Source organism: Rhodoferax sp. SPJ21, from assembly GCF_058216335.1.
This window is the reverse complement of record NZ_JBYZMO010000002.1, coordinates 288,831-313,263: the sequence shown is the minus strand read 5'-3', so window position 1 is coordinate 313,263 and position 24,433 is coordinate 288,831. Positions and strand designations below refer to the sequence as shown.

The 24,433-nt window shown below is 63.9% G+C and carries 25 protein-coding genes; 8 read left to right on the top strand and 17 right to left on the bottom strand.

Annotated features, from left to right (window positions below; genetic code table 11):
* Nucleotides 1-125: 125 nt before the first annotated feature.
* Together AC4BBN_RS09265 and aptA are read right to left on the bottom strand one after the other, a co-directional pair.
* Entirely contained in the window at nucleotides 126-419 is a 294-nt protein-coding gene (locus AC4BBN_RS09265; RefSeq protein ID WP_490591697.1) for a cupin domain-containing protein, read from the bottom strand.
* Nucleotides 420-424: 5 nt separating this feature from the next.
* A complete protein-coding gene (gene aptA, locus AC4BBN_RS09260) occupies nucleotides 425-1,777 on the bottom strand; it encodes an omega-aminotransferase AptA (protein WP_490591696.1) in 1,353 nt (450 codons plus the stop codon).
* Between the two features lie 90 nt (nucleotides 1,778-1,867).
* On the opposite strand from aptA, the gene AC4BBN_RS09255 reads away from it, so the two are divergent.
* Nucleotides 1,868-2,797: a LysR family transcriptional regulator gene (locus AC4BBN_RS09255; RefSeq protein WP_490591695.1), complete on the top strand. Its 930-nt coding sequence runs from the start codon at nucleotides 1,868-1,870 to the stop codon at nucleotides 2,795-2,797.
* 30 nt (nucleotides 2,798-2,827) lie between these two features.
* On the opposite strand, the gene AC4BBN_RS09250 is transcribed toward AC4BBN_RS09255, so the two are convergent.
* The 9 genes from AC4BBN_RS09250 to AC4BBN_RS09210 all read right to left on the bottom strand — a co-directional run bounded on the left by AC4BBN_RS09250 (nucleotide 2,828) and on the right by AC4BBN_RS09210 (nucleotide 10,625).
* Entirely contained in the window at nucleotides 2,828-3,655 is an 828-nt protein-coding gene (locus AC4BBN_RS09250; RefSeq protein ID WP_490591694.1) for a shikimate dehydrogenase family protein, read from the bottom strand.
* 15 nt (nucleotides 3,656-3,670) lie between these two features.
* Nucleotides 3,671-4,642 (bottom strand): 2-hydroxyacid dehydrogenase, encoded by a 972-nt coding sequence (locus tag AC4BBN_RS09245; RefSeq protein ID WP_490591693.1) that lies wholly within the window; start codon nucleotides 4,640-4,642, stop codon nucleotides 3,671-3,673.
* An 8-nt stretch (nucleotides 4,643-4,650) separates the two neighbouring features.
* Nucleotides 4,651-5,556 carry a sugar kinase gene (locus tag AC4BBN_RS09240; protein ID WP_490592845.1) on the bottom strand — a complete coding sequence of 302 codons (906 nt, stop codon included), beginning with the start codon at nucleotides 5,554-5,556 and terminating at the stop codon, nucleotides 4,651-4,653.
* Between the two features lie 98 nt (nucleotides 5,557-5,654).
* The gene (locus tag AC4BBN_RS09235; protein ID WP_490591692.1) at nucleotides 5,655-6,419 is read right to left on the bottom strand and encodes a sugar phosphate isomerase/epimerase family protein; all 765 of its coding nucleotides are present in this window, start codon (nucleotides 6,417-6,419) and stop codon (nucleotides 5,655-5,657) included.
* Complete coding sequence (locus tag AC4BBN_RS09230) at nucleotides 6,416-7,162, bottom strand: amino acid ABC transporter ATP-binding protein (RefSeq protein ID WP_490591691.1); 747 nt, start codon at nucleotides 7,160-7,162, stop codon at nucleotides 6,416-6,418. The genes AC4BBN_RS09235 and AC4BBN_RS09230 overlap by 4 nt, the downstream gene beginning before the upstream one ends.
* Nucleotides 7,149-7,799, bottom strand: a complete 651-nt coding sequence (locus AC4BBN_RS09225; protein ID WP_490591690.1) for an amino acid ABC transporter permease — start codon at nucleotides 7,797-7,799, stop codon at nucleotides 7,149-7,151. The genes AC4BBN_RS09230 and AC4BBN_RS09225 overlap by 14 nt, the downstream gene beginning before the upstream one ends.
* Nucleotides 7,796-8,533 carry an amino acid ABC transporter permease gene (locus tag AC4BBN_RS09220; RefSeq protein WP_490591689.1) on the bottom strand — a complete coding sequence of 246 codons (738 nt, stop codon included), beginning with the start codon at nucleotides 8,531-8,533 and terminating at the stop codon, nucleotides 7,796-7,798. The genes AC4BBN_RS09225 and AC4BBN_RS09220 overlap by 4 nt, the downstream gene beginning before the upstream one ends.
* Before the next feature lie 57 nt (nucleotides 8,534-8,590).
* On the bottom strand, nucleotides 8,591-9,394 hold the full coding sequence (locus tag AC4BBN_RS09215; protein WP_490591688.1) for a transporter substrate-binding domain-containing protein: 804 nt from the start codon (nucleotides 9,392-9,394) through the stop codon (nucleotides 8,591-8,593).
* Nucleotides 9,395-9,575: 181 nt separating this feature from the next.
* Entirely contained in the window at nucleotides 9,576-10,625 is a 1,050-nt protein-coding gene (locus AC4BBN_RS09210) for a LacI family DNA-binding transcriptional regulator (protein ID WP_490591687.1), read from the bottom strand.
* Nucleotides 10,626-11,449: 824 nt separating this feature from the next.
* Here AC4BBN_RS09210 and gad point away from each other — a divergent pair.
* Together gad and AC4BBN_RS09200 are read left to right on the top strand one after the other, a co-directional pair.
* Nucleotides 11,450-12,874 carry a glutamate decarboxylase gene (gene gad / locus AC4BBN_RS09205; RefSeq protein WP_490591686.1) on the top strand — a complete coding sequence of 475 codons (1,425 nt, stop codon included), beginning with the start codon at nucleotides 11,450-11,452 and terminating at the stop codon, nucleotides 12,872-12,874.
* Nucleotides 12,874-14,574, top strand: coding sequence for an aspartate:alanine exchanger family transporter (locus tag AC4BBN_RS09200; RefSeq protein WP_490591685.1), 1,701 nt, complete (start codon nucleotides 12,874-12,876; stop codon nucleotides 14,572-14,574). Before gad ends, AC4BBN_RS09200 begins: the two co-directional genes overlap by 1 nt.
* Nucleotides 14,575-14,659: 85 nt before the next feature.
* Here the strand turns inward: AC4BBN_RS09200 and AC4BBN_RS09195 are convergent, their stop codons facing one another.
* The gene (locus AC4BBN_RS09195) at nucleotides 14,660-16,111 is read right to left on the bottom strand and encodes an aldehyde dehydrogenase family protein (RefSeq protein WP_490591684.1); all 1,452 of its coding nucleotides are present in this window, start codon (nucleotides 16,109-16,111) and stop codon (nucleotides 14,660-14,662) included.
* A 157-nt stretch (nucleotides 16,112-16,268) separates the two neighbouring features.
* On the opposite strand from AC4BBN_RS09195, the gene AC4BBN_RS09190 reads away from it, so the two are divergent.
* Nucleotides 16,269-17,552: a D-amino acid dehydrogenase gene (locus AC4BBN_RS09190; RefSeq protein ID WP_490591683.1), complete on the top strand. Its 1,284-nt coding sequence runs from the start codon at nucleotides 16,269-16,271 to the stop codon at nucleotides 17,550-17,552.
* Nucleotides 17,553-17,568: 16 nt separating this feature from the next.
* Nucleotides 17,569-18,477, top strand: coding sequence for a LysR family transcriptional regulator ArgP (locus AC4BBN_RS09185; RefSeq protein ID WP_490591682.1), 909 nt, complete (start codon nucleotides 17,569-17,571; stop codon nucleotides 18,475-18,477).
* Between the two features lie 56 nt (nucleotides 18,478-18,533).
* Here the strand turns inward: AC4BBN_RS09185 and AC4BBN_RS09180 are convergent, their stop codons facing one another.
* The 3 genes from AC4BBN_RS09180 to AC4BBN_RS09170 form a co-directional block, all read right to left on the bottom strand.
* Complete coding sequence (locus AC4BBN_RS09180; protein ID WP_490591681.1) at nucleotides 18,534-19,205, bottom strand: flagellar basal body L-ring protein FlgH; 672 nt, start codon at nucleotides 19,203-19,205, stop codon at nucleotides 18,534-18,536.
* 52 nt (nucleotides 19,206-19,257) lie between these two features.
* Nucleotides 19,258-19,758 carry a cell division protein FtsI gene (locus tag AC4BBN_RS09175; protein WP_490591680.1) on the bottom strand — a complete coding sequence of 167 codons (501 nt, stop codon included), beginning with the start codon at nucleotides 19,756-19,758 and terminating at the stop codon, nucleotides 19,258-19,260.
* A gap of 79 nt (nucleotides 19,759-19,837) precedes the next feature.
* The gene (locus AC4BBN_RS09170) at nucleotides 19,838-20,326 is read right to left on the bottom strand and encodes a hypothetical protein (RefSeq protein WP_490591679.1); all 489 of its coding nucleotides are present in this window, start codon (nucleotides 20,324-20,326) and stop codon (nucleotides 19,838-19,840) included.
* A 331-nt stretch (nucleotides 20,327-20,657) separates the two neighbouring features.
* Between AC4BBN_RS09170 and AC4BBN_RS09165 the strand changes: the two genes are divergently transcribed.
* Nucleotides 20,658-21,275, top strand: coding sequence for a TetR/AcrR family transcriptional regulator (locus AC4BBN_RS09165; RefSeq protein WP_490591678.1), 618 nt, complete (start codon nucleotides 20,658-20,660; stop codon nucleotides 21,273-21,275).
* A 49-nt stretch (nucleotides 21,276-21,324) separates the two neighbouring features.
* On the opposite strand, the gene AC4BBN_RS09160 is transcribed toward AC4BBN_RS09165, so the two are convergent.
* On the bottom strand, nucleotides 21,325-22,149 hold the full coding sequence (locus tag AC4BBN_RS09160) for a metallophosphoesterase (RefSeq protein ID WP_490591677.1): 825 nt from the start codon (nucleotides 22,147-22,149) through the stop codon (nucleotides 21,325-21,327).
* Between the two features lie 174 nt (nucleotides 22,150-22,323).
* Here AC4BBN_RS09160 and AC4BBN_RS09155 point away from each other — a divergent pair, with 174 nt between their 5' ends.
* Nucleotides 22,324-22,518, top strand: coding sequence for a hypothetical protein (locus AC4BBN_RS09155; RefSeq protein WP_490591676.1), 195 nt, complete (start codon nucleotides 22,324-22,326; stop codon nucleotides 22,516-22,518).
* A 5-nt stretch (nucleotides 22,519-22,523) separates the two neighbouring features.
* Here AC4BBN_RS09155 and AC4BBN_RS09150 read toward each other — a convergent pair whose 3' ends face one another.
* Nucleotides 22,524-23,480: a LysR family transcriptional regulator gene (locus AC4BBN_RS09150; RefSeq protein ID WP_490591675.1), complete on the bottom strand. Its 957-nt coding sequence runs from the start codon at nucleotides 23,478-23,480 to the stop codon at nucleotides 22,524-22,526.
* Nucleotides 23,481-23,883: 403 nt separating this feature from the next.
* On the opposite strand from AC4BBN_RS09150, the gene AC4BBN_RS09145 reads away from it, so the two are divergent.
* Entirely contained in the window at nucleotides 23,884-24,423 is a 540-nt protein-coding gene (locus AC4BBN_RS09145; protein ID WP_490591674.1) for a hypothetical protein, read from the top strand.
* Nucleotides 24,424-24,433: the final 10 nt, after the last annotated feature.

Genomic DNA, 24,433 nt, shown 5'->3' with positions numbered 1-24,433 from the left:
CCACCATACTGCAGGCGTAAGCGTGTGTAAACAGGACTTGCCAGCAGCCCTGAATGCTATGCTATTCGTAGCCGCCAGCGCAGGTATTGCCTGCGCTGGCGGCCTGAAAGATGTAGATTTTCAGGCTACTTGAGCTCGACCTCGACAAACACGAAATCGTGGTCGTTGGCGTTCACCACGTTGTGCTCCACGCCGGTCAGCCGGGTGTAGGACTGGCCGGCGGTCAAGGCGCTGTGCACTTCGCCATCCGGGGTCTCCAGCAGCAGGGTGCCGCTGGTCATGGGCACCACCACATAGTCCATGCCGTGGCGGTGCCAGCCGGTGTGGGCGCCGGGTGGAAAGCGCCATTCGGTCACCTTGACGCGGGCATTGTCGATCTGCACCGTCGGTATGGCCGAAGGGCGCTGCGTGGCGGTCATGCCGCTCAGGCCTGCGCGTTCAGCGTCTCGCCCAGGGCGTTCACCAGGCTGTCGATTTCGGCCGCGCTGATGACGAAGGGTGGTGCCAGCTGGATGGTGTCGCCACCGTAGCGCACGTAAAAGCCCTTTTTCCACATCGCCATGGCGATCTCATAGGGGCGGCGTGCCGGCTCGCCAGGGACGGCAGCGATGGTGATGCCGCTGGCCAGGCCGTAGTTGCGGATGTCGGTGACGTGCTTGGCACCCTTCAGGCTGTGCACCGCGCTTTCAAAATGCGGGGCCATGCTGCGCACGCGCTGGGGCATGTCTTCTTTGACCAGGATGTCCAGCGTGGCCAGCGCCACGGCGCAGGCCACAGGGTGGGCCGAGTAGGTGTAGCCGTGGGCAAATTCCAGCATGTAGTCGGGGCCGCCTGCGGCCATGAAGGTGTCGTAGATGTCCTTCTTCACCAGCACCGCGCCCATGGGCTGCGAGCCGTTGGTGATCTGCTTGGCCACGTTCATGATGTCGGGCGTGACGCCAAATGCCTCGGCACCGGTCATCGCACCCATGCGGCCAAAGCCGGTGATCACTTCGTCAAAAATCAACAGGATGTTGTGGGCCGTGCAGATCTCGCGCAGGCGCTGCAAGTAGCCCACGGGTGGCACCACCACGCCAGCCGAACCGGACATGGGCTCCACAATGACGGCAGCGATGTTGCTCGCGTCGTGCAGGGTAATCAGGTCTAACAGCTCGTCGGCCAGCTCGGCGCCGCTGGTCGGCATGCCGCGCGAGAAGGCGTTGCTTTTCAGCTGGGTGTGCGGCAGGTGGTCGGCTTGCAGTGCCTCGCCAAACATCTTGCGGTTGGCACCGATGCCGCCCACCGAGATGCCGCCAAAGCCCACGCCGTGGTAGCCCTTTTCACGGCCAATGAAGCGCGTCTTGCTGGCCTGGCCCTTGGTGCGCCAGTAGGCGCGCGCCATCTTCAGCGAGGTGTCGGCAGATTCCGAACCCGAGCCGGTGAAGAACACGTGGTCCAGCCCGGCGGGCGTCAATTCTTTCAGTTTATTGGCCAGCTCGAACGACAGCGGGTGGCCGAACTGGAAGGCGGGCGAGTAGTCCAGCGTTGCCATTTGGTGCGCGGCGGCAGCGGTCAGCTCGGCGCGGCCATGGCCCAGGCCGGAACACCACAGGCCGGACAGGCCGTCCAGGATCTGGCGACCGTCGATATCGGTGTAGTAGCAGCCCTTGGCACTGGTGATGATGCGCGGGTCGGCCTTGAAGTTGCGGTTGCCGCTGTAGGGCATCCAGTGCGCGTCCAGCCAGGCGGCGTCGGTACGGGGGCGTTGGCTGAGTTTGTGGCTGTCGGTCATGTCCATGGCACTGTCCAATTGAAAAAGAATGGCTGGATTCTTGCCGCGCCTGTTACTCTCATAAAGAGTTAAATATCAATCTTCAGTTAGCAGAATATGCAAGTGAAAAATAAAGCTGTGCTGGGCCAGCTGACCGATATGGACATCCGCCTGCTGCGGGTGTTCAAGAGCGTGGTCGAGTGTGGCGGCATGGCGGCGGCCGAGCTGGAGCTGAACATCGGCACCTCCACCGTCAGCCGCCATGTCAAAGACCTGGAAACCCGCTTGGGCCTGACGCTGTGCCGGCGTGGCCGCAGCGGCTTTGCGCTGACGCCCGAGGGCCAGCAGATCTATACCGAAACCCTGCGCCTGCTGGCCGGGGCCGAGGCTTTCCGCGCCAGTGTGGACGCGTTGCACCACCGCATGGGCGGCGAGATCCACCTGGCCGTTTTCGACCAGACCGCCAGCAACCCGCAGGCGCGCATCAGTGCGGCCATCGCCCAGTTTGCCCAGCAGGCGCCGGACGTCAGCCTGTGCCTGCACGTAGCACCCATCCAGGCGATCGAGCGCGGCGTGATCGACGGCCAGTTCCAGGTCGGGGTGATCCCGGGCCACCGCACGTCGGACATCCTGGTGTACGACGACTTGTTTGGCGAAACCATGCACCTCTACTGCGGCCAGCAGCACCCGCTGTTTGCGCAGGAGCCGCAGGGACTGGACTGGGACGGCCTGCGCCGCTACCCGTTTGCCGGCCTGGGCTACCACTCGCCAAACATGGAGTTCAGCCAGCAGGTGCGCTTGCCGCGCAAGGCCACCGGCTTCGACCAGGAGTCGATTGCCACGCTGATACTGTCCGGCCAGTACCTGGGTTTTTTGCCGGAGCACTATGCCGAGGCCTTTGTGCAAAGAGGGCGCATGCGTGCCTTGCAGCCCGCGCTGTTCCGCTACGACTGCCAGTTTCTGGGCATCACCCGCCGTACCCCCGAACCGGCACGGGCCACCAAGGTGCTGCAGGCCTGCTTGCAGGCGGCGCATGGGAGCGCTTAGCCGGCACTGCGCAACGCCACCTATCCGGTTCTAGCGTGCTGAGGCTTCGACGATACGGATTTCGTCGAGCAGGGCGGTTTCCATCGCCTCGATCGGTGCGCGCGCGCAGCCGGTGTAGAGCTCGATCTGGCCGCAGGCCTGGTGCAGCATCATGCGGGTGCCGCCGATGGTGCGGCAGCCCAGCGCCTCGGCATCGCGCAGCAGTTTGGTGCGCAGCGGCAGAAAGGCCGCATCCATCACCAGCAGGTGCGGCGCCAGCAGGCCTTCCAATGGGTTCATGTCGGGGGCACGGAAGCCCGCCGCAGTGGCGTTGACCACGGTGTCGAAGCCGGCCGCGTCAAAGTCACCCAGGCCGCCACCGAAGCGCAGGCCAAAGTCGTCGGCCAGCGCCTGGCCGCGCTCGGCGGTGCGGTTAAAGATGGTGACTTGCGCCCCTGCCCCGCGCAAACCGTACGCCACGGCCCGGCCCGCGCCACCGGCACCCAGCAGCGCGACCCGCTGGCCCGCCAGCGGCCCTGCCTCTTCCAGCGCGCGCACCGCGCCGACGCAATCGGTGTTGTAGCCGGTGAGGTGGCCGTCCAGGTTGTTGATGGTGTTGACCGCGCCGATGTCGCGCGCGGTCGCGTCCAGCGCGTCCAGGTGCGGCATCACCGCCTGCTTGAACGGCATGGATACGTTCATGCCGCGCACGCCCAGCGCACGGATGGCCGCCACGCCCGCCACCGGGTCGTCGATGCCGAAGCAGACAAAGGTATAGGGCAGGCCGAGCGCCTGGTAGGCGGCGTTGTGCATGCGCACATTGAAACTCATGGGCTGGCCCATGATGGAGCCGCAAAGGGTGGGAATCGAGTGGAGCATGGGTCGTCCTTGGTTTCAGTGAACCGCCAGCTGCATCGCGTTGGCCGGGCGTTCGCCCGCCAGGGCCTGCAGTAAGCTGCGGGTGGCCAGCTCGGCCATGGCGCGGCGGGTTTCGTGGGTGGCCGAGCCGATGTGCGGCAGCGCAGTGACGCGCGGGTGGTTGCGCAGCGGCGAGTCCTGCGGCAGCGGTTCGGTGGCGAACACATCGAGGCCTGCAGCGCGCAGGTGGCCGCTGTCCAGCGCGGCCAACAGCGCCGGTTCCTGCACGATCTGGCCGCGTGCGCCGTTGACAAAGATGGCGCCGGGCTTCATCGCGGCAAACTCTTGCGGGCCCATCAGGCCGCGTGTGGCGTCGGTCAGAGGTAAGGTCATGGCGACGATGTCGGCACGCGCCAAGGCCTCGGCAAGCGTGACGCGCGTGGTGTGGCCAGCGAGCGCCGGCAGATCGACATCGCTTTCATTCACATACAGCACCCGCATGCCGAAGCCCAGCGCAGCGCGGCGTGCCACGGCCTGGCCGATGCGGCCGAAGCCGATGATGGCCAGTGTCTTGCCGTGCACGTCGGAGCCGAAGAGGTCTACATCGATGTTCTTCGTCCAGCGGCCTTCGCGCACATGGTTGGCGAGTTCGACCAGACGGCGGCTGCTCGCCATGATCAGCGAGAACACGGTGTCGGCCGTGGTCTCGGTCAATACGCCGGGCGTATGGCACAGCGTGATACCGCGCTGCGCCAGGTAGTCCAAGTCGTAGTTGTCCACGCCCACCGAGATGCTGGACACCACTTCCAGCTGCGGTGCGGCCCCTAGTTCGGCGGCACCGAGCTTGACGCTGGAGCCGATCAGGCCATGGGCACCGGGCAGCGCTGCATGAAAAGCCGCCACCTGCTCCGGCTTGCGAGGGTCGGCCACGGTCACGTGGTGGGCCTCCTGCAAGCGCGCCAGCAGGTCGTCGGGCAGGGATCGGAATACGAGTACGTTTTTACGCATGGAATCTCTCATAGGGCCTGTGCGGCCAGTTGTTGACGGGTGGGCAGGCCTTCGGTATCACCGAGGACCTGTACGGCACGGGCGCCGATCCAAGCTCCGCGTTGGACGGCTTCGGGCAAGGCCCTGCCTTCGAGCAAGGCGCTGATCACGCCCACGGCGAAGCCATCGCCGGCACCCACGGTGTCGACCACCTGGGCTACCGGGTAGGCGGCGATGCGGCCACAACCAGCGGGGCTGTCGAAATAAGCGCCATCAGGTCCGAGCTTGACCACCACCAGCTGGGCGCCCCGCGCACGGTAGAACGCGGCGATGTCTTCCGGCGCCGCGTGGCCGGTCAGCAGGCGGCCTTCTTCCAGCCCAGGCAGCACCCAGTCGCAGTGCTGCGCCAGATCGTTCAGCGTCTCGCGCATCACTTCGGGCGAGCGCCACAGCGTGGGCCGCAGGTTCGGATCGAAGGAGATCGTGCGACCCGCCGCGCGCATGGTGGCGATGGCCTTGCGCGTGGCATCCAGCGTAGCCGCCGACAGCGCGGGGAACACGCCGGTCACGTGCAGATGGCGGGCGCGCAGCAGCCAGTCGGCATTGACCGCGTCGGCACCCATGGTGCTGGCGGCCGAGCCGCGGCGGTGGTACTCCACCGGCGGGTCGCTGCCATCGAGCACCCGGCCCTTGAACTGGAAGCCGGTGCGCTGGCCGGCATCGCAGACCACCTGGGCGCAGTCCACGCCCTCGGACTCCAAGGCACTCAGCAGGTAGCGCGCCATCGAGTCGTTGCCCAGGCGGCTGGCCCAGCCTACCTGCAGGCCCAGCCGCGCCAGGCCGATAGCCACATTGGTCTCGGCACCCGCGGTGCGCTTGTGGAAGCTCTGCACCTTGTCGAGCGGACCGGGTTCGGCGGCCACCAGCATTAGCATGGCTTCGCCCAAGGTCACTACGTCGAAATCATGGCTATCTGTACTACCTTCGCCCTGGCGGGCTGCGGTGCGAGCGTCTCCGTGCGGGCGTGCTGCGCTCATGCGGTTTGCTCCGCCGAACGCAGCAGAGCCAGGTGCCGGCGCGTGACCTGCACTAAGTCGTCGCCCTGCAGCGGGAACTCGATGGCGCGCGGCACATTGGTGGGCAGATGGCGCAGCACGCCGCGCCAGGGCGCGGCAGAGTCTTCCAGCGGCACGGCCACCCATTTGCCCGGCAGGCGCTGCACACCCTTGCAATGGATATAGCCGACTTGCGCACCCAGGATGCGGGCGGCGGCCAGCGGGTCCTCGCCGGTCCAGCACCAGTTGCCCATGTCGAAGGTCATGGGCACATGGCAGCCCAGCGCCGCCAGGCGGCCGAAAAAGTCCTGTAACAGCGGCAGCGTGCCGGCGGCAGCGGTCTGGTCGTTCTCCACCACCAGCTCCATGCCGTCGCGCTGCAACCAGGGCAGCAGACCGTCGAGAGCCCGGTCGGGGGTGTAGGCACCCAGCGACATCTTTACCCGGCTGGCGCCCAGCGCCTGGGCGGTGGTGAAGGCACGCTCCAGCGCTGCTCCATCCAAGGCGCCATCGGTGGCCCAGATGCCCTCGGGGCTGGACCAGACAACCGCCAGGCCATGCGCCTGCGCGACGGCAGCCTGCTCGGCCAGCTCGTCGGCAACGCCGCGCTGCAGCTCGCCACGGTATTCGATGCCATCGGCACCCGCCGCTGCCGCGATGCGCGCCAGCTCTGCCTGGCCGACGCGCAGCGCCAGCTCGGCACCGTAGGAGCCCAGCGATACCAGAACTTGCACGGCGCTCATTTCAGGGCTCCTGCAGACAGAAACTGCTGCAGCTCCGGGGTCTGCGGTGCGGCGAACAGCGCCTTGGATTCGCCGGCTTCGTGCACGCGGCCCTGGTGCATGAAGATGGTTTGGTGCGCCATGCGGCGCGCGAATTCCATCTCGTGCGTGACCAGCACCATGGTCATGCCGGAGGCCGCCAGCTGCTCCATCACCCGCAGCACTTCGGCGGTGAGTTCGGGGTCGAGCGCCGAGGTCACCTCGTCGAACAGCATCACTTCGGGCTCCATCGCCAGTGAGCGCGCAATCGCTACCCGCTGCTGCTGGCCGCCGGACAGCTGCTCGGGGTATGCATCCTTTTTCTCCCGCAGGCCGACCTGGCCCAGCACGCGGTCGACGATGGCCTCGATCTGCACGGCCGTCAGCTTGCGTACGATGCGCGGCGCCAGCGCCACGTTTTCGCCTACCGTCAGGTGCGGAAACAGGTTGTAGCTCTGGAAGACCATGCCGACATCGCGGCGCAGTTCCAGCAACTGCTTGCGGCTGTGGTCTAGCGTGTGGCCGGCCACGCGGACCCGGCCGGAGTTGATGGATTCCAAGCCGTTCAAGCAGCGCAGCATGGTGCTTTTGCCCGAGCCGCTGCGGCCGATGATGGCCACCACCTGGCCCTTCTCGACCTGGAACGAAACGCCCTTGAGCACTTCGATGTGTCCGTAGGACTTGTGCACCGCGTGGGCTTCGACGATGGGTTCAGCGAGAGACATGGAGTTTCCTTTCCAGGCGCTTGGCTGCCGACGACAGCGGGAAGCACAGCGCAAAATAAATGACGGCAACGGTGACGAACACTATGAAGGGCTGAAACGTCGCGTTGTTGATGAGTTGCCCGGCCCGGGTTAGCTCGACCACACCAATGACCGAGGTGATCGAGGTGTTCTTGACGATCTGCACCGAAAACCCAACGGTGGGCGGCACCGCCAGCCGCAGCGCCTGCGGCAGCACCACATGGCGCAGCTGCTGCCAGCGGGTCATTGCCAGCGATTCGCTGGCCTCCCATTGGCCGTGCGCCACGGCTTCGATGCAGCCGCGCCAGATCTCACCCAGGTAGGCGCTGGCATAGACCGACATGGCCAGCATGGCCGCCACCATGGGTGACAGCTTGACGCCCAGCACCGACAGGCCGTAGTAGCTGAGGAACAGCACGATCAGCACCGGGGTGCCCTGCACCAGCTGGATGTAGACCATGCTGGCGTTACGTAGCCAAGCGCTGCGCGAAGTGCGGCACAAGGCCACCACGAAACCGGCCGCCGCCCCACCAACAAAGGCCAGTAGCGACACCAGCAGGGTCCAGCGTGCGGCCAGCAGCAGGATGTTCAGGTGGTTCCAGGAGAATTCGGTAATCATTTGGCGGCTCCTATCGGGCGGGCCTTCAGGCCCTGGCTCTTTTTCGACAGCCGCTGGCTGCGCGCCACCGCCCGGCGGCGTCGGAACACCAGGCTACCCAGCAGGTAGAACGACAGCCGCAGCAGCAGGGACAGCGCGATGTAGATCAGCATCACCAGGATGTAGCTCTCGAAGGTGCGGAAGGTCTGCGAATCGATCTGGCTGGCCACCGCCGTGAGTTCTTCGACCGAGATGGTCGAGACCACGCTGGAGGTCAGCATCATCAGCGTGAACTGGCTGGCCAGCGCCGGGTAGACCTTCTCGAAGGCCGGCACCAGCACCACGTGGCGTATCGCCTGCCAGCGCGTCATGGCCAGGGCCGCTGCGGCTTCCAGCTGGGTACGGTGGGTGGCCTGCAGGCCGGAGCGGATGATTTCGGTGGAATAGGCGCCCAGGTTGACGCTCATGGCAATCAGCGCCGCCGTCACCGCATCGATCTGCAGGCCGATGGTCGGCAGGCCGAAGAAGATGATGAACAGCTGGATCAGAAAGGGCGTGTTGCGGATGGTCTCGACGTAGGCCGCCACGCCGCGCCGCACCCAGGGGCCGCCGTAGCTGGCGGCGATGGCACCACAGGTGCCGACCAGGGTGCCGAGCGCGATGGAGCTAAAGCTCAGCGCCAGGGTCATGCCCGCGCCTGCGGCAAAGCGGTCCAGCTGGCCCAGTACCGGGCTCCAGTCAAATTGGTAGTTCATGCGGTTTCCTAAGGGCCCCGGCGCGGGCCGGGGCGGTCGGGTGGATGGTCAGCCGCCTCAGAACACGGGCAGTACGGGCAGCGGGTTGCCGGTCCACTTGCGCGCAATCGCATCCAGCTCGCCATTGAGCTTGATGTAGGAAATAGTGGTGTTCAGCCACTGGTGCAGGTCGAACGCGTCCTTGCGAACGGTCATGGCGTTGGGCTGCAGCGAGAAGGCAAACTTGGCGTCAAACTTGCCCGCGCCGCGCGCCTTCATGATCTCGACACCGGTGGTACTGGGCAGGGCAATCGCCTCCACCTGGTTGCTGATCAGCGCCTGCGCCGAGGTGGCATCGTCCTCGAAGCGGACGATGTTGGTGCCGGGAAGCGCCAGCCGGGTGAGTGCGCTGTCCTGCGTGCTGCCGCGCGTCACGCCGACCTTGCGCTTGGCCAGGTCGGCCAGCTTGGCGTATTTGGCCGTGCTGGGCGCGAAGATGGTCAGCTCGAAGGCGCTGTAGGGCATGCTGAACATAACTGCCTTGGCTCGCTCCGGCGTCGGTGCCAGGGTGGCGACCAGGAAATCGACCTTGCCCGACTCCAGCGCCGGAATCCGGCTGGGCGAGGTCAGTGGCACCAGCTCCACCGGCACACCCATGTACTTGCCCAGCAGGTTCGCTACATCCACGTCGTAGCCAGCGGGTTTACCTTCTGCGTCGGTGGTGCCGAACGGTGGCGCACCCGTCACGACACCGATGGTGACGCGGCCCTTTTTGACGATCTCGCTGACGCTCTGCGCTTGCGCGCCCAGGGTGGTCGCTGCTAACAGCAGTGAAACGAGCAGCGGCTTGGCCAGGCGTTGCAGGCGGGATTGCTTGTTCATGTATGTCTCCATCACGGTAAGTGGGTTGTGCACCGGCGGGATGGGCTGTGAAACACGTCTCTGAAACCGGTTTCTGAATTTTATGATACCGGTTTCAAGCACATATCAGTGCAAACCCTAGACGGTTCGCCACAGGATGCAAAAGTACGGGGAATGCGCGCCGCGCCGGGCGGCGCGTGGCTCAGCTGCGCCGGGTGGACCCGCGCACGTTCAGCGTGCCGGGCAGCAGAATCTGGCGCGGTGGCAGGGTAATGCCGCGCAGGCGTTCAAGCAGGCAGTTGATGGCGAAGCGGCCGATGTCGTCAGTGGGCTGGGAGATCGCGCTCAGTCCCGGCCCGACCAGCGGTGCCCATTCGGGGTCGTCGAAGCCGAGCAGGCCGATGTCGCGTCCCAGCGTCCAGCCGAGCCGTGCCACGGCGGCCACCACGCGCAGCGCAATCACCGCATTCGCGGCCAGCACTGCACAGGGCTTGGCACCGGCATCGCGCCGTAGCGCCCGTAGGGCCGCGTCCAGCGAGGCATCGTCGCCCGGCTGGGCCTCGAACGTGCTGCCCGCCAGCATATCCGGGCGCTCGGCCACGAAACTGCGGAAAGCCCGCGCGCGCTGTTCGCGCGAACCCACGCCCTTCATCGGTTCGGTGGCGAACAGCAGCTGGCGGTAGTCGGCCTCCACCAGATGTTCAGCCGCCATGCGCACGGCGGCATCGTTGTCAAGCCCGACCAGGTCGAGCTGGGCATCGCCGCTGCGCCGGTCGATCAGCACTACCGGCTTGTGCAGGCGCGCCGCGTCGGCCAGCGCCGCCGCGTCATTGCCCAGGGTGTGCAGGATGAAGCCCTCGACCTGGTAGGACGACAGCGCGCGTATGGCCTCGCGTTCCAGTACATGGTCGTTGCCAAGGTTAAACAGCATCACCATGTAGCCCGCCTCGCGGCATGCTTTTTCGGCGCCGCGCAGCACGGCCACCGAGAACGAGTTGGACACATCCGCCACCACCAGGCCGATCAGCCGGGACTTGCCGCGCTTAAGCGCCTGCGCCATCGGGCTCGGACTGTAGCCGAGCTCGCGCACCGCTGCTGAGACGCGGGCCTCGATGTCGGCCGATAGCTGTTCGCCACCCCGGTTCAGAAAGCGCGAGACCGTGGCCTTGGAGACACCGGCGTGGTTGGCCACGTCCTGGATGGTCAGCGCTGCAGTTCCGGCGCGGCGCGCGGTGGGAGAGGATGGGGGCATGGCGGGTTTGGGTCCAAAAAACCGGTTTCACACCGGGTGGACGATTGTGCCACCGGGCTCCGAATGCGGCGCTGATCGGGGTCCGCGCCGCGCCGCGACATGCCACCACTTTCTACCGCCATCCCTGTCTCAATCTCCCAGAATCCTCCGCTCCTGGGTCAGCTTGCCAAACCGCGCCCTGTCCGCATACGTCTTGGCACCAAACGCTGTGGGTGTCATTGGCGCCACATTGCCGCCGAGTCCGGCTATCCGCTCCGTCATCGCTTGCGTGGTCAGGATCTCGGCGGGCAGGCAGGCGGGGGCGTAGACGCCGAACACGGTGTCTGCGTCGGCACATCAGGGAACAGCAGCGAGCGGTGGGGGCTGCCGACGGCCAGCAGCTTGAGCTTGCAGGCGCGCACCTGGTTCAGGCCGATGCCAGGGTCGTGCTGCCAGCGCCGGCAGGACGACTGATTGCTCCTAAAGTAATAGCTGCTGGTGCAGGTATTGTCTGCGCTATAGGCACTTTATTGGCCCTTTATAGGCGACAGACTTTGAACGTAGGACAGCGCACCTCCGCGCTGTCGGACAAGCGCCAAATTGGCTCGCAGGCCCGCCCAAGCCTTGCTTTGCCCGGTGTAGAGGAACACATTAAGCCGGTGCCTGGCGACGCCCGGCATGGCGGTGCCCCACCAGCCCATCGGTTTTTCAATCTGCCCGCATGCCCGCCTCGCGCGCCGGGCGTGTCTTAGGCCTCGTACCTCCCTCGTTTGTCCCTGCCACCACGGCGCCATGGCGCCGTGCGTGCAGCCTTTTGCCTCACTTTCCCTTACCGAGTAAACCCCATGGCCCTGTACCAGACTGCCGAGTCCCACGATCTTTCCATCGAGGATGTGTATTCCAGCGGAGCCTCGGAGCGGCGCCTGCCCAAGTACCGCCTGCCCGACCATTCCACTGCGCCATCGGCGGCCTACAACCTGGTGCGCGACGAGCTGCTGCTGGACGGCAATTCGCGCCAGAACCTGGCCACGTTTTGCACTACCTGGGTTGAGCCCGAGGTGCAAAAGCTGATGGCCGACGCGCTCGACAAGAACATGATCGACAAGGACGAATACCCGCAAACAGCCGAGATCGAAAACCGCTGCGTGCACATCATTGCCGACCTCTGGCATGCGCCCAAATCCTGGGACACCATAGGCTGCTCGACCACCGGCTCCAGCGAAGCCGCCATGCTCGGCGGCCTGGCCTTGAAATGGGCCTGGAAGAAGCGCCGCGAAGCTGCCGGGTTGCCCACGGACAAACCCAACTTTGTCTGCGGCCCGGTGCAGATCTGCTGGAAGAAGTTCGCCCGCTACTTCGACGTGGAAATGCGCGAAGTGCCGCTGCGTGGCGACGCCCTGGGCCTGCAGCCCGCCGACCTGCGCGCATACTGCGACGAGAACACCATTGGCGTGGTGGCTACGCTGGGCGTGACCTTCACCGGCGTGTATGAACCGGTGGCGGCGCTGGCGGCCGAGCTGGACGCACTGGAGCGTGACCTGGGGCTGGACATTCCCATCCATGTGGATGCGGCCAGCGGTGGCTTTGTGGCGCCCTTCATCCAGCGCGAGCTGGAGTGGGATTTCTGCGTCGACCGGGTCAAGTCCATCAATGCCTCGGGCCACAAATACGGCCTGGCGCCGCTGGGTGTGGGCTGGGTGGTGTGGCGTGCCAAGGCCGACCTGCCGCAGGAGCTGATCTTCAACGTGGACTACCTGGGCGGCAATATGCCGACTTTCGCGCTGAACTTCAGCCGGCCCGGCGGCGAAATCATTGCCCAGTACTACAACTTTTTGCGCCTGGGGCGCGACGGTTACACCCGCATCCAGCAGGCCTGCTCTGACACCGCGCAGTGGCTGGCGCAAGAGATCGCCAAGTTCAGCCCGCTGGAGCTGGTGTACGACGGCAAGGATGGCCTGCCTGCCGTCTGCTACAAGCTGAAGGACGGCGTGGAGCATGGCTTCACGCTGTACGACCTGTCCGAGCGCGTACGCATGCGCGGCTGGCAGATTGCCTCGTACCCGTTGCCTTCGGACCGGCAGACCGTGGTGGTGCAACGCGTGCTGGTGCGCCACGGTGTCAGCCGCGACCTGATCGCTCTGCTGCTGGACGACTTGCGCAAAGCCATCGACTTCTTGCAGAACAACCCGGTACTGCGCTCCGAGGCGGGCCCTAGCTTCAGCCATGGGGCGCTAGCTGAGCCGGAACTGCGCGTGCTGGCCGCAGCGTGATGGTCGCCTTTCTGACCTTTCTGCAGAAGAACCCCTACATCCTGCTGTTTCTGGTGGTGGGGCTGTCTGTCTGGGTGGGGCGCGGCACCATCAAGGGCTATGGCCTGGGCGCGGTGGCTGCGGCCATTGTGATCGGCTGCGGTGTGGCGACCTGGGGCGCGGCGTACGGCGTGCGCTTCGAGCTGGACAACTTCACCAAGAGCCTGTTTTATTACCTGTTCATGTACGGCGTGGGCTTGCGTGTGGGGCCGTCGTTTATCAACAGCCTGAAGGGCGACGGGCTGAAGTTCACCGTGCTGGCGGTTTTATCGTCCTTCCTGGGCCTGGGCATCGTGGTGCTGGGCACGCGCTGGCTGTCTTTGCCTGTGGGCGCGGCGGGCGGCATTCTGGCAGGTTCGCAAACCATGTCGGCGGCCATAGGCTCGGCCGAGCAGGCCATCACCTCCGGCGTGGTGCCGCTGCCGCCGGGTACTACGGCCGAGGCCGCGACGGCGATGATTGCCTTGTCTTACGGCATCACCTACATCTGGGGCACGGTGGGCATCATCCTGATCTGCAAATACCTGCCGCGCTGGTGGGGGGTGGACGCGCGCAGCGCCGCCAAGACCTACGAGGTGGAGCATGGCGTGCCGAATGTGGACGACGCAGGCCTCAGCGGCTACCGCCCGTTCGACCTGCGTGCCTACCGCCTGGTCAACCCCGAGCTGAGCGGCCAGAGCATCGCGCAGTTCCGCACGCGCTATGCGCAGTACCAGATCGAAAACGTGGAACGCGGCAAAGAGCTGCTGGGAGCCGACCCGGCGCTGGTTCTACAGCTGGGCGACGTGATCGCATTGGGCGGCAGCCTGGGCGCGTTGACCGATCACATGGGCCTGATCGGCCCCGAGGTGCCCGATGCACGGGCGCTCAACATCCCGCTGGACCAGGCCGAGATTCTGGTCACGCACCGCGACGCGGTGGGCAAGGCGCTGAAGGAGTTCAGCCGTTCGCCCATCGCCGGGCAGGTGCAGCTGGTGGGCCTGGAGCGCGGCGGCGCGCCCCTGCCCATGGGGTTGGAGACGCGTTTGCAGCGCATGGATGTGTTGCACCTGGTGGGCTTGCGCAGCGCGATAGACCAGGCGGCGGCCTTGATCGGCAAAGTGGCGCGGCCCAGCACCGCGACCGATCTGCTGACCCTGTCGCTGGGCATGATTCTGGGGCTGCTGATTGGTCAGATACAGGTGCCTGCCTTCGGTGCGTCGGTGGGCCTGGGCAATGCGGGCGGCCTGCTGGTGTCGGGCATCATCGTGTCGTCGCTGGTGTCGCGCGTGCGCTTTTTTGGCAACACGCCGAACGCCGCGCGCAACATCCTGGAAGACATGGGCCTGATCTTCTTTGTAGCCATCGTGGGCGTGAATGCGGGGGCCAATCTGCTGTCTCAGCTCAACGGCATGGTGGCGCTGAAGATCTTTGCGCTGGGCTTTGTGGCCTGCACCATTCCGCCGTTCATCGTCTGGGCGATGGGTTTCCATGTCTTCAAGATCAACCCCGCCGTGCTGATGGGCGGGGTGGCCGGTGCGCGCAGCCATTCCGGCCCGGCCCGCGAGGCCGCCAAGGAGATCGGTAGCAGCGTGCCGTGGATAGGCTTCCCGGTGGCCTACGCGGTGTCTGGCATCTTGTTGACGGTGTTTGGCTATTTCGCCATGTTATTGGCAGCCTAATCAAGGAAACTTTGCTATCAAAAACGCAGCTGATGCCGCAGGATATATCTGCGGCAGCAGCGGTTTTTATGAATAGAAAATCTACTCAAAAAGGATAGTGCCGTGGCGTGGTCTGCACCGTGACCCAGCGCAGGTCGGTAAACGCCGCGATGCCGGCGGCACCGCCAAAGCTGCCGATGCCGCTGCCCTTGACGCCGCCGAACGGCATCTGCGGTTCGTCGTGCACCGTAGGGCCGTTGACGTGGCAGATGCCGGACTGGATGCGCCCGGCGACCTGCAGCGCGCGCGCAATGTCGCGACCAAACACCGCGCTGGACAGGCCATAGGCGTTGTCATTGGCGCAGGCCACGGCGGCATCGAGGCCGCTAACGCGGACGATGGCTTTCACCGGGCCGAAGGATTCTTCGCTGTAGATCTTCATCGCTGGCGTCACGTGGTCCAGCAGGGTGGCGGGCATCAAGGTGCTGTCGGCCTTGCCGCCGCAGAGCAGCTTGGCGCCTTTGGCCAGCGCGTCATCGATCAGCGTGTTGCAGCGCTGCACTGTGCTCATGTCGACCACCGAACCCAGTACGACCGGGCCTTTGCGCGGGTCGCCCAGCGGCAGGCTGGCGGCCTTGGTGGCGAGCAGGGCGACGAAGGCATCGGCAATCTTTTCGTCGACGATGATGCGTTCGGTGGACATACAGATCTGGCCCGAATTGGCGAATGCGCCGAAGGCCGCTGCGTTGACGGCTGCGTCCAGATCGGCATCGTCCAGCACCAGCAGCGGCGCCTTGCCGCCCAGCTCCAGCACCACGGGTTTCAGGTATTTGGCGCAGACGCCGGCAATGATCTTGCCCACATGGGTGGAGCCGGTGAAGTTGACGCGGCGCACGGCGGGGTGGGCGACCATGGCTTCGACCACCGCCGCCGCGTCGGCCGGCGCATTGGTGATGAAGTTCACCACGCCGGGCGGCAAGCCGGCCTCTTGCAGCGCCTCGATGATCAGGCCGTGGGTGGCGGGGCAGAGTTCCGAGCCCTTCAGCACCACGGTGTTGCCGCAGGCCAGCGGCACGGCGACGGCGCGCACACCCAGGATCACCGGCGCGTTCCACGGCGCCATGCCCAGCACCACGCCGGCGGCCTGGCGCACGCCCATGGACAGGCTGCCGGGCACGTCGGACGGAATGACTTCGCCGCTGATCTGCGTGGTCAGCGACGCGGCTTCCAGCAGGGTGCCGGCGGCCAGGTGCACGTTGAAACCGGCCCACATGGCGGAGGCGCCGGTCTCGGCGGCCATGGCAGCGATGAAGGCCGGCGCTTTGGCTTCCAGCGCGGCAGCAGCTTTGGTCAGCAGCGCGCGACGCTGGCCCGGGCCGGTGGCCGACCAGGCGGGGAAGGCGGCGGCTGCGGCTTCTACCGCGGCCACCGCGTCCTGCACCGTGGCGGCGGGCGCGCGGGTGGCGACGCTGCCGTCCAGGGGGTTGCGGCGTTCGAAGGTAGTGCCGGTGGAGGCGGGGACGGACTGGCCGTTGATAAGCAAGGTGGTGTTGGGCATGGTGTGTTTCTTGCGGCACGGGGCCGTTGTCTCTGGGACTGCAAGCATCTCACAACAGACCCTAATTCAGAATTAGAGTTTCTAATAAACCATGGTGTTCTGGATTAGGTCAACTTATATTTCGGCAAGTTTCAATTTCTCACAAAGCGAGCGCCACATGAAAGTTCTGATCTTGGGTAGCGGGGTGATAGGCACCACAACTGCGTACTACCTGGCCAAGGCCGGACACCAGGTCACGGTGGTGGACCGCCAGCCCGGCCCCGCGCTGGAGACCAGCTACGGCAATGCGGGCGAGGTGTCGCCCGGCTATTCGGCGCCCTGGGCCGGGCCGGGTGTGCCGCTCAAGGCCATCCAGTGGTTGATGATGCACCACAGCCCGCTGGTGATACGCCCGCTGCTGGACCCGAGCATGTGGCGCTGGGGTGCCCAAATGCTGCGCAACTGCACCGAGGCGCGCTACCAGGTCAACAAGGGCCGCATGGTGCGTCTGGCCGAGTACAGCCGCGACTGCCTGAAGCAGCTGCGCGCCGACACCGGCATTGCCTACGACGAGCGTAGCCAGGGCACGCTGCAGCTGTTTCGCACCCAAAAGCAGCTGGACGGCACCGCTGGCGATATTGCCATCCTGAAACAATATGGCGTGCCCTACCAGCTGCTGGACCGCGAGGCCTATCTGCAGTACGAACCCGCGTTGGCTTTGGTGAAGGAAAAGTTTGTCGGCGCGCTGCGCCTGCCCGGTGATGAAACCGGCGACTGCTTCAAGTTCACCAACCGCCTGGCCAAGATGGCCGAAGCCTTGGGCGTGCAATTCCGCTACGGCGTGCAGATCGAACGCATTGCCGCAGATGGCAACAAGATCACCGGCGTCCACACCGGTGCCGGCCTGCTGCAGGCCGACAGCTATCTGGTAGCGCTGGGCAGCTATTCGCCCATCTTGCTCAAGCCGCTGGGCTTCAACCTGCCGGTGTACCCGGTGAAGGGCTATTCCATCACCGTGCCGATTACCGACGCGGCCTGTGCGCCCGAATCCACCGTGATGGACGAAACCCACAAGGTCGCCGTGACCCGCCTGGGCGACCGTATCCGCGTGGGCGGCACGGCCGAGCTGGCTGGCTACAGCCTGCAGTTGCATGAAGAGCGCCGCAATACCCTGAACCACGTGGTCACCGACCTGTTCCCCAAGGGCGGCGATGTGTCCAAGGCCGAGTTCTGGACCGGCCTGCGCCCCATGACGCCCGATGGCACGCCGGTGCTGGGTGAAACCCCGTACCCGAATCTGCACCTGTCCACCGGCCACGGCACCCTGGGCTGGACCATGGCCGCCGGCACCGGCCGCGTGATGGCTGACCTGTTGTCGCAGCGCAAGCCCGACATCAGCATGGAAGGCCTGAGCCTGGCCCGCTACGGCAACGGATTTAGCGGTCGGGTCCATACAGGCTGAGGTACATTCGCTTTCCATGAGCAGTTTTGACCCCGACGCCCTTGAATGCCTTGCCGCGATAGTGGAAGAGGGGGGCTTCGAGCGTGCTGCGCAGCGGCTGAACATCACGCAGTCGGCGGTATCGCAGCGCCTGCGCTCGCTGGAGGCCCAGGCCGGCACCGTGCTGGTGGTGCGCAGCCGCCCGCTCAAGCCCACGGCCGCCGGCCATTTGCTCATCAAACACACCAAGCAGCTGCGCCTGCTGCGCGCCGATCTGGAGCGCGACATGCAGGAGCTGGCGCCCAGCATCAACGGTGGTGCGCGCGACGAGGAGCGGGTGTCTATTGCCATCAACGCCGACAGCATTGCCACCTGGGCCATGGGCGCCTTGCAGGGCGTGGTGGCGCAGGGCCTGCCGCTGGAAATCATCACCGACGACCAGGATTTCACCCAGGAATGGCTGCGTGAAGGCCAGGTGCTGGGCTGCGTGACGACCTTGAAGCAGGCCCTGCGCGGCTGCAAGGTGGTGCACCTGGGCGCCATGCGCTACGTGGCCGTTGCACAGGCCGAGTACGCCCGCCGGCATTTGCCGCATGGGCTGACGGCGCACAACTTTCGCAACGTGCCGTTTGTCGCCTTTAACCGCAAGGACGATATGCAGCGCGAGTTCGTCAGCCAGCTATTCGGTTTGAAGCGGGTGTCGCTACGCCAGGTTTTTGTGCCCAGCTCTGAAGGCCAGGTGCGTGCTGTGCGCGCCGGCTGGGGTATCAGCGTGGTGCCCGAGTTGCTGGCCAGCGAGTTGTTAGCCCAGGGGGAATTGGTGAACCTGGTTCCTAAAGAGGCTTTGCAGATCCAGCTCTACTGGCACTGCTGGAATCTGCAGTCCGAAGTGCTGGACACCTTGAGCGCCGCGCTGACTGACGCGGCGGCGGCTGCGCTGCAGTAAGGATTGGGCTGAGGTAGAACTGTCCGCAGTAGCGTGCGCGCAGCCCAGGGGACTGGCTACCAAAAACTCAGGCTCTTGGCCAGAATGCGCTGCATCCAGTTGCGAGAGGTGGCGTCTTGCACATCGCCCTTGCCGACCAGTTCCAGCTTGGCATCCACCACATCGCCCGAGGCGACCACGTTGCCGGCGGTGATGTCATACGGGTTCACCACGCCAGAGAAGCGCAGCGTGCTCATGCCGTTGTTCAACACAATGCTTTTCTCGCCGGCGACCAGCAGGTAGCCGTTGGGCATGACGTTGATGACGGCAGCCGCGAGTCGGCCGCTGAACTTGCTGTTGTTGCCGGCGGTGCCCGTGCCCTTGAGCGTGTCGGAGCCTGAGGCGGTTGCATCCACGTTCATGATGCCTTTGAGGATACTGCCCAGAGAGCTGGACTCAGAACCCGGCCCCTTCTGTGTCAGCTTGGTTTCCTTGCTGGTATTGCTGGTTTGTTCGCTGGTGGCGCTCAGGGTTTCAGAAATATCGATTTTCAGTGCATCGCCGATTTTGGTTGGTTTTCTACGGTCTGAAAATAGCGAGGTTACCGTCATATTCGAGCGGAATATCGCACCGGTGGCTACCGGCTCTATATCCATGGGCTGCTGCAAGGCCGCCACACGCACCGGCGGCGGGACAATACTGTCCGATCCGGCACAGGCCCCCAACGCGGCCAGTGCAAATAATGCCATTAAATATGCGTGTACGCGGTAGATAGTCTGTGCCATATAAATCCTCAGGTGTTTAATTTTCAAATCCGGTGAGTAATGCGGTAATAACCGGTGCAACCTTGCTGCGGGTGGATGACCATTTGCCCATGCCATATACCGGGTCTAGCGCATAACTGCTCTTGGACAGCACTTTTCCAGTGGATGTACGCAATGTCAGTGTGGTGCTGGTCAAATAGGTCTTGTAATCATTGGTGAATGGTGGAATATCCCACTCCACATACGCTACATAATTTAGCCAAATTTCGCAGGTACTGGGTGCGGTGCCGGCTTCATAAATCCGACTTTCTATTTGGTGCAAGCGCAATTCGGATTGCACTGCTGGCAAGATTTCAACCGCCTGTGATTGCGGATTGAATTCAATACAGACTTTGCCGAAAGTGGGGTGTATGTGGTAGACCGTGTCCTTTGCCTTGCTGGGTCCGACCGTAATCAGTGTGCTGGCAGCCGTGCCTGAGGCCTTCACCAGCTCAAACAGCGGCACGGGCGTAAATATGGAGCAGGCGGTTTGCAGCAAACACGCCGCTACCGCAGCTCCGCGCAGGCAATAGGACTTAAACAGAATATTCTCCTGGACCTGTATGCCGGGCTACTGGTTAAACCAGTGCGCTCACGATTTGCGTGGCACCCGATATACCCGCCTGCGTATATCCGGCTGCGGCATTGGCTACTGCGCCAATACCTTTGGCAGTAGCGTTATAGGCAGTTTTTAAACCATCTGCGCTTTCATGGGCCAGGGTCACTGTGCTGTCGACGGCAGATTTGGCGGTGTTTTCCACGGCCTGCACTGCGCTGGTGGCAGCATTGCTGATGCCGCTGGTTACGCTGTTATAGGCACTCTTTAATTCTTTAGTGCCTTCTGAAACCGTGGAGGCGGTATTTTCTACCGCCGATTTCACGGTGTTAATTGCACTGTTGCCCAGACTTTTAGCCGCTGTGCCCGCCGAATTAGCCAGACCCATGGCATCGGCAGTAGCTGCGCTAAAAGCCTTCGCACTATTTTCATGGGTACTGGAGCTTTTGGAGGCTGCCGTAGATGTTTTGGCAGTGCTGGCAGGAACGGTGGTTGCATTGCTGATTTGCATGGTGATCCTCTGGGTTGATGGACGGGCAATTAAATTCTGTCAGCCAGCCCCAGACGTAAATCACAGATAAAGCGCTATAAAACCCGCCAGGTACATTGGATTCACAATCAGGTGTGCAATGGGTACAAATGGTATATGTACTGAAACATAAATGCGCCGATGCAATCGTTTATTAAATAAATTAAAGATAATATGGCTGGATTTTTGAAACTCCGTTGTCAGCAGATCCAGCCGATCGCCAGTGTGTTGTACGCATGCTGTGTTTAGTGACTTGCGGGTCTAACAATAGACCCATAGTTCTTGTTTTGTGCGTCTGCACTTAAAATGCGGCATGCGCTCCTCCCTCCAACCCAAAATTTCCTTCAAGCAGCAGATGCTGCAAGCCCGTGAAGAGGCCATCGTGCAAACCGTTAACCGGCTGCTGGCTGAAAAGGGCTTTGACGCCATGACGGTGGACGAGGTGGCGCTGGGCGTGGGCATCGCCAAGGCCAGCCTGTACAAGCACTTTCCCAGCAAGGAAGACCTGGCCGCTGCCGCCATGGTGCGTGTGCTGCAGCGCACGCGGGACTTTCTGCAAACCCTGCCGGCCACCGATGCCCCTTTGTTGAAGCTGCAAGCCTTGGTGCGCTGGGCGATGCAGGTGCAGTTGGCCGGTGAAATGCCATCCCTACCCAGCCAGAACTCCAGCCTGCGTGCCAACCTGATGGGCAATAACGCCTACCTGGATGTGCTGGTGCAGGTCAGCGACCAGCTCGGCGGCTGGATACAGGCCGCGCAAACCGCTGGCCAGATCAACCCGCAGCTGCCGGCTGTGGCCGTGCTCTACACGCTGTATGCGCGTGCCTGCGACCCGGTGCTGGGCTTTTTGCAGGCCGGGGGCCAGCACAGCAATGAGCAGATTATCGAATGGGTGCTGTCTACCTGCTTTGATGGTCTGATTGCCCGCTAGCGCGGGTATTACCTGCGCTAGCAGCTATTAAAACCATAGTAGCCATGGCTCAAAGCGGAATGCAGCGCGCCTCTTGGAAGTGCAGTTGCTCGTTCTTGCGGGTATAGCCTCTGGGGTTGGCTACGACCCGGCATCCTCTGTGCACGTAGTCGCTGGGGGCATGTAGATGGCCGTGTAACCATAGCTGCGCGTGCGGCAGCAGATCGTCCAGCGCATTGCAGAAGCCGGCCGTGCCCGGCGTGCGCCCGTAGCGCGGGTCGGCGCTGTGCAGGCTGGGCGCAAAGTGGGTGACTACGACCGTGGGGCCGGCAAAGGTTGCGGCCAGGGCCTTGCGCAGCCAGGCCTGGCAGTCCAGGGCCTGCGCACGGATGGCATCGGCCAGCATGGGTTGGCCGTCGCGGGTGGCCGAGTTCTTCGTCAGATAGTAGTTGGCCGCGCGGAAGGCCTTGTCGCGCGCCTTGAGTTGTTGGGCCAGCGTGGCTTCGGTGGCTGTGTCGTCTGGCCCGAGTGCGTCAAAGTCGCTCCACAGCGTGGTGCCTATGAAGCGTACGCCCTGCAGTTCCACGGTTTCGCGTTCCAGCCAGACCAGCCCCAAGCGTTCGCAGGTGGCGCGCAGGCGCTGGTGGGCGGTGTCGAAGTCCAGCCCGTCGTATTCATGGTTGCCTGGAACGAACAACACCGGCGTGGGCCAGCCGGTGTGCTGGGGCAGGGGGGAGAAGCGGGCCAGGCCGAAGTCGCTATCGTCCAGGCGCGAACCCGCCTGGTAGGAGCCGATATCGCCGGCCAGCACCAGCACATCGGCGTCGGGCGCGGGCGTGGGCGCAAAGTCTGGGTGGGTTTCTAGGTGCAGGTCGGACAGCAGTTGGATCTTCATGGCGGCGCCAGTCTACGCGGGATCTTGCTTGTTGATTACTGCACAGAGAATGCCCGCCACAGCGGGTCTGCAGCAGGTTATGCAGCAAGTGCATAGCTTTGGGCTTGAATATCTAGGGAAAACCCTTATTCTTCACTCATCGTTGTTTTTCACCGTTTGTCCGGTGGTATTTGTATGTTGAGTCTGCTCCTCCAAAAGATCTTGTTCCGTAGCGTCAGCGCAGCTGTGCCTGCCATCCGTCGCCGCAAAGACACGCCCAATGTGGCCCAGGATTTGATGGAAAGCGCGGGTGCCCGCTCTGGCACCAACCCCTACCAGTCGGCCGAACTGCGTGGCGCGGCACTGGCCTTTCTCAGCGTGATGCGCTGATAGCTTTAGTTCGCAAATGCCTTTTTGGCAGAGCGAGCCAAGGCCAGGCGCAGCCAGGTGTGGGCTGCGTCATGCTCCATACGCCGGTGCCATAGCGCATCGACGTGCACCGCAGGCACCGTGAACGGCAGCTCTTGCAACTGCAGCGCATCGCCCATGCCGGTGACGCTGACGAAGTGCCGTGGCAGCACCGTCAGCAAGTCAGAATTGACCACCACCCGGCCTGCGGTGAAAAACTGGTTCACCGTTAGCACCACGCGGCGCTCGCGTTTCAGGCGGGTCAAAGCCTCGTCTATAAAGCCAAAGGCCCGGCCGGAAAAGCTCACCAGCAAGTGGCGGGCTGCACAAAACGCGTCCAGCGTCAGGCCGGCGGGGGCCAGCGGATGGCTTTTGCGCATCGCGCATACATATTGACCGTCGTAGAGGCGCTGGTGCGCATACGGCGTGGCCTTGCCCACCTGGGCGCGGGCTGTGAGGTCGCTCATTACCGCCGGGAAATAGCCCACGGCCAGGTCGGCCACCTCATCTTCCAACAGCTTGCGCGGGTCGCGCGTGGTCAGCGGCACGACGCGCAGCGAGATGCCGGGCGCCTCGGTTTCCAGAATATCTACCAGCCCAGGTATCAGCTCGGCCGCTGTAGCATCGGCCATGGCCAGCACAAAGGTGTTGTCTGCCAGCGCAGGTACGAAGTCGCTGGGCACCAGCGAGGCTTGTAGCTGCCGCAAGGCCTCGCGTACCACCGGCCACAGCGCCAGGGCGCGCGGTGTGACCTCCAGGCTTTGGCCGCGCCGCCGCACCAGCTCGTCATCCAGGGTTTCACGCAGGCGCCGCAGGGCGTTGCTGACGGCAGGCTGGGTCAGCGCCAGGTTTTGCGCCGCCCGGGTGAGGCTGCGCTCGGCCATGATTTCATCAAACACCCGCAGCAGGTTGAGATCGAAAGTGCGAAAGTTAGGCAGGCTCATGGCGGGTGGCGCAAAGGTTTGCGTAGTGGTAAGTGCAGTGTGTTGCTTTATAGATACGGTGCATCGTCATGGCCATGCGCTGGTACGACGACTGATGCAGGTGCCAAAAAAACCGTTTTTGCATACCATATTTATAAACTGAGTTTGCTATGGTTATGAGAGCTGCTAGCGCAAAGAGCACATGCGTTAGAGGCATATTCCACAGCAATGTTTACATACGTATGAAAGCCCTTTACAGATCGGTCTGGCTAGCTTGCAGGGTGGCAAGTCGCAAGCTATTCATCACTGTGGTGAATGGAGATCATCACAAAGATAAAGTAGGGTCGTATGGGTATAAACCCTAAGATTCGCTTGCGTCTACGGCGATCCCGTCCAGAGGACGCTAGATCCAAAGGAAATTACCATGACCAGCATTGCCCAAACCAGCTTCCCTACCGCACTCAACAGCGCAACCCGTGCTGAGTCGGCAACCGGAAACCTGTCCGAACGTTTTGACTCCGCCAAGGGCCTGTCCACCATTTTGTTGGCCGCCATTGTGTCCGCACTGGTGGTTGCTGCCGACCAGTTGGTAGACAACTGGGGCGAAGGCCATCTGCTGGCCGCCTGGGGCGCTGTGTGGGCCGTAGGCTTTGTTGCTCTGGCACTGTTTGCAGGCACGGCCCGCCGCGCTGCCGCACGCATCGTGCTGGCTCTGGATGCATGGTCGCTGCGCCAAGCCCGTGCCCGCGCTGACCAACGTCTGTGGGCTACCGCTTTGAGCGACCCCCGCATCATGGCCGACCTGCAAGTCGCCATGGGCCGCCACGCAGAAGCCGACGCTACCGTGGTGGCAGACAAGGCTCCCGTATCAGGCCGTCTGGGCCGTGCTGCACTGGCTGCTTTTGACCGCCTGGACGCGCAAGCTTACGCTGCTGCGCAGTACCGCCTGTCCGCACACCTGTAATTGCGCAAAC

Excerpts from the sequence above, each read along its gene's own strand:
- AC4BBN_RS09160 (WP_490591677.1), bottom strand. The coding sequence starts at position 22,149 with ATGAAGATCCAACTGCTGTCCGACCTGCACCTAGAAACCCACCCAGAC.
- AC4BBN_RS09150 (WP_490591675.1), bottom strand. The coding sequence starts at position 23,480 with ATGAGCCTGCCTAACTTTCGCACTTTCGATCTCAACCTGCTGCGGGTG.
- AC4BBN_RS09170 (WP_490591679.1), bottom strand. The coding sequence starts at position 20,326 with ATGCAAATCAGCAATGCAACCACCGTTCCTGCCAGCACTGCCAAAACA.
- AC4BBN_RS09250 (WP_490591694.1), bottom strand. The coding sequence starts at position 3,655 with ATGCTCCACTCGATTCCCACCCTTTGCGGCTCCATCATGGGCCAGCCC.
- AC4BBN_RS09195 (WP_490591684.1), bottom strand. The coding sequence starts at position 16,111 with ATGCCCAACACCACCTTGCTTATCAACGGCCAGTCCGTCCCCGCCTCC.
- AC4BBN_RS09200 (WP_490591685.1), top strand. The coding sequence starts at position 12,874 with ATGGTCGCCTTTCTGACCTTTCTGCAGAAGAACCCCTACATCCTGCTG.
- AC4BBN_RS09155 (WP_490591676.1), top strand. The coding sequence starts at position 22,324 with ATGTTGAGTCTGCTCCTCCAAAAGATCTTGTTCCGTAGCGTCAGCGCA.
- AC4BBN_RS09255 (WP_490591695.1), top strand. The coding sequence starts at position 1,868 with ATGCAAGTGAAAAATAAAGCTGTGCTGGGCCAGCTGACCGATATGGAC.
- AC4BBN_RS09180 (WP_490591681.1), bottom strand. The coding sequence starts at position 19,205 with ATGGCATTATTTGCACTGGCCGCGTTGGGGGCCTGTGCCGGATCGGAC.
- AC4BBN_RS09225 (WP_490591690.1), bottom strand. The coding sequence starts at position 7,799 with ATGATTACCGAATTCTCCTGGAACCACCTGAACATCCTGCTGCTGGCC.
- gad (WP_490591686.1), top strand. The coding sequence starts at position 11,450 with ATGGCCCTGTACCAGACTGCCGAGTCCCACGATCTTTCCATCGAGGAT.
- AC4BBN_RS09235 (WP_490591692.1), bottom strand. The coding sequence starts at position 6,419 with ATGAGCGCCGTGCAAGTTCTGGTATCGCTGGGCTCCTACGGTGCCGAG.
- AC4BBN_RS09245 (WP_490591693.1), bottom strand. The coding sequence starts at position 4,642 with ATGCGTAAAAACGTACTCGTATTCCGATCCCTGCCCGACGACCTGCTG.
- AC4BBN_RS09145 (WP_490591674.1), top strand. The coding sequence starts at position 23,884 with ATGACCAGCATTGCCCAAACCAGCTTCCCTACCGCACTCAACAGCGCA.
- AC4BBN_RS09230 (WP_490591691.1), bottom strand. The coding sequence starts at position 7,162 with ATGTCTCTCGCTGAACCCATCGTCGAAGCCCACGCGGTGCACAAGTCC.
- AC4BBN_RS09240 (WP_490592845.1), bottom strand. The coding sequence starts at position 5,556 with ATGCTAATGCTGGTGGCCGCCGAACCCGGTCCGCTCGACAAGGTGCAG.
- AC4BBN_RS09185 (WP_490591682.1), top strand. The coding sequence starts at position 17,569 with ATGAGCAGTTTTGACCCCGACGCCCTTGAATGCCTTGCCGCGATAGTG.
- AC4BBN_RS09165 (WP_490591678.1), top strand. The coding sequence starts at position 20,658 with ATGCGCTCCTCCCTCCAACCCAAAATTTCCTTCAAGCAGCAGATGCTG.
- AC4BBN_RS09190 (WP_490591683.1), top strand. The coding sequence starts at position 16,269 with ATGAAAGTTCTGATCTTGGGTAGCGGGGTGATAGGCACCACAACTGCG.
- AC4BBN_RS09220 (WP_490591689.1), bottom strand. The coding sequence starts at position 8,533 with ATGAACTACCAATTTGACTGGAGCCCGGTACTGGGCCAGCTGGACCGC.
- aptA (WP_490591696.1), bottom strand. The coding sequence starts at position 1,777 with ATGGACATGACCGACAGCCACAAACTCAGCCAACGCCCCCGTACCGAC.
- AC4BBN_RS09210 (WP_490591687.1), bottom strand. The coding sequence starts at position 10,625 with ATGCCCCCATCCTCTCCCACCGCGCGCCGCGCCGGAACTGCAGCGCTG.
- AC4BBN_RS09265 (WP_490591697.1), bottom strand. The coding sequence starts at position 419 with ATGACCGCCACGCAGCGCCCTTCGGCCATACCGACGGTGCAGATCGAC.
- AC4BBN_RS09215 (WP_490591688.1), bottom strand. The coding sequence starts at position 9,394 with ATGAACAAGCAATCCCGCCTGCAACGCCTGGCCAAGCCGCTGCTCGTT.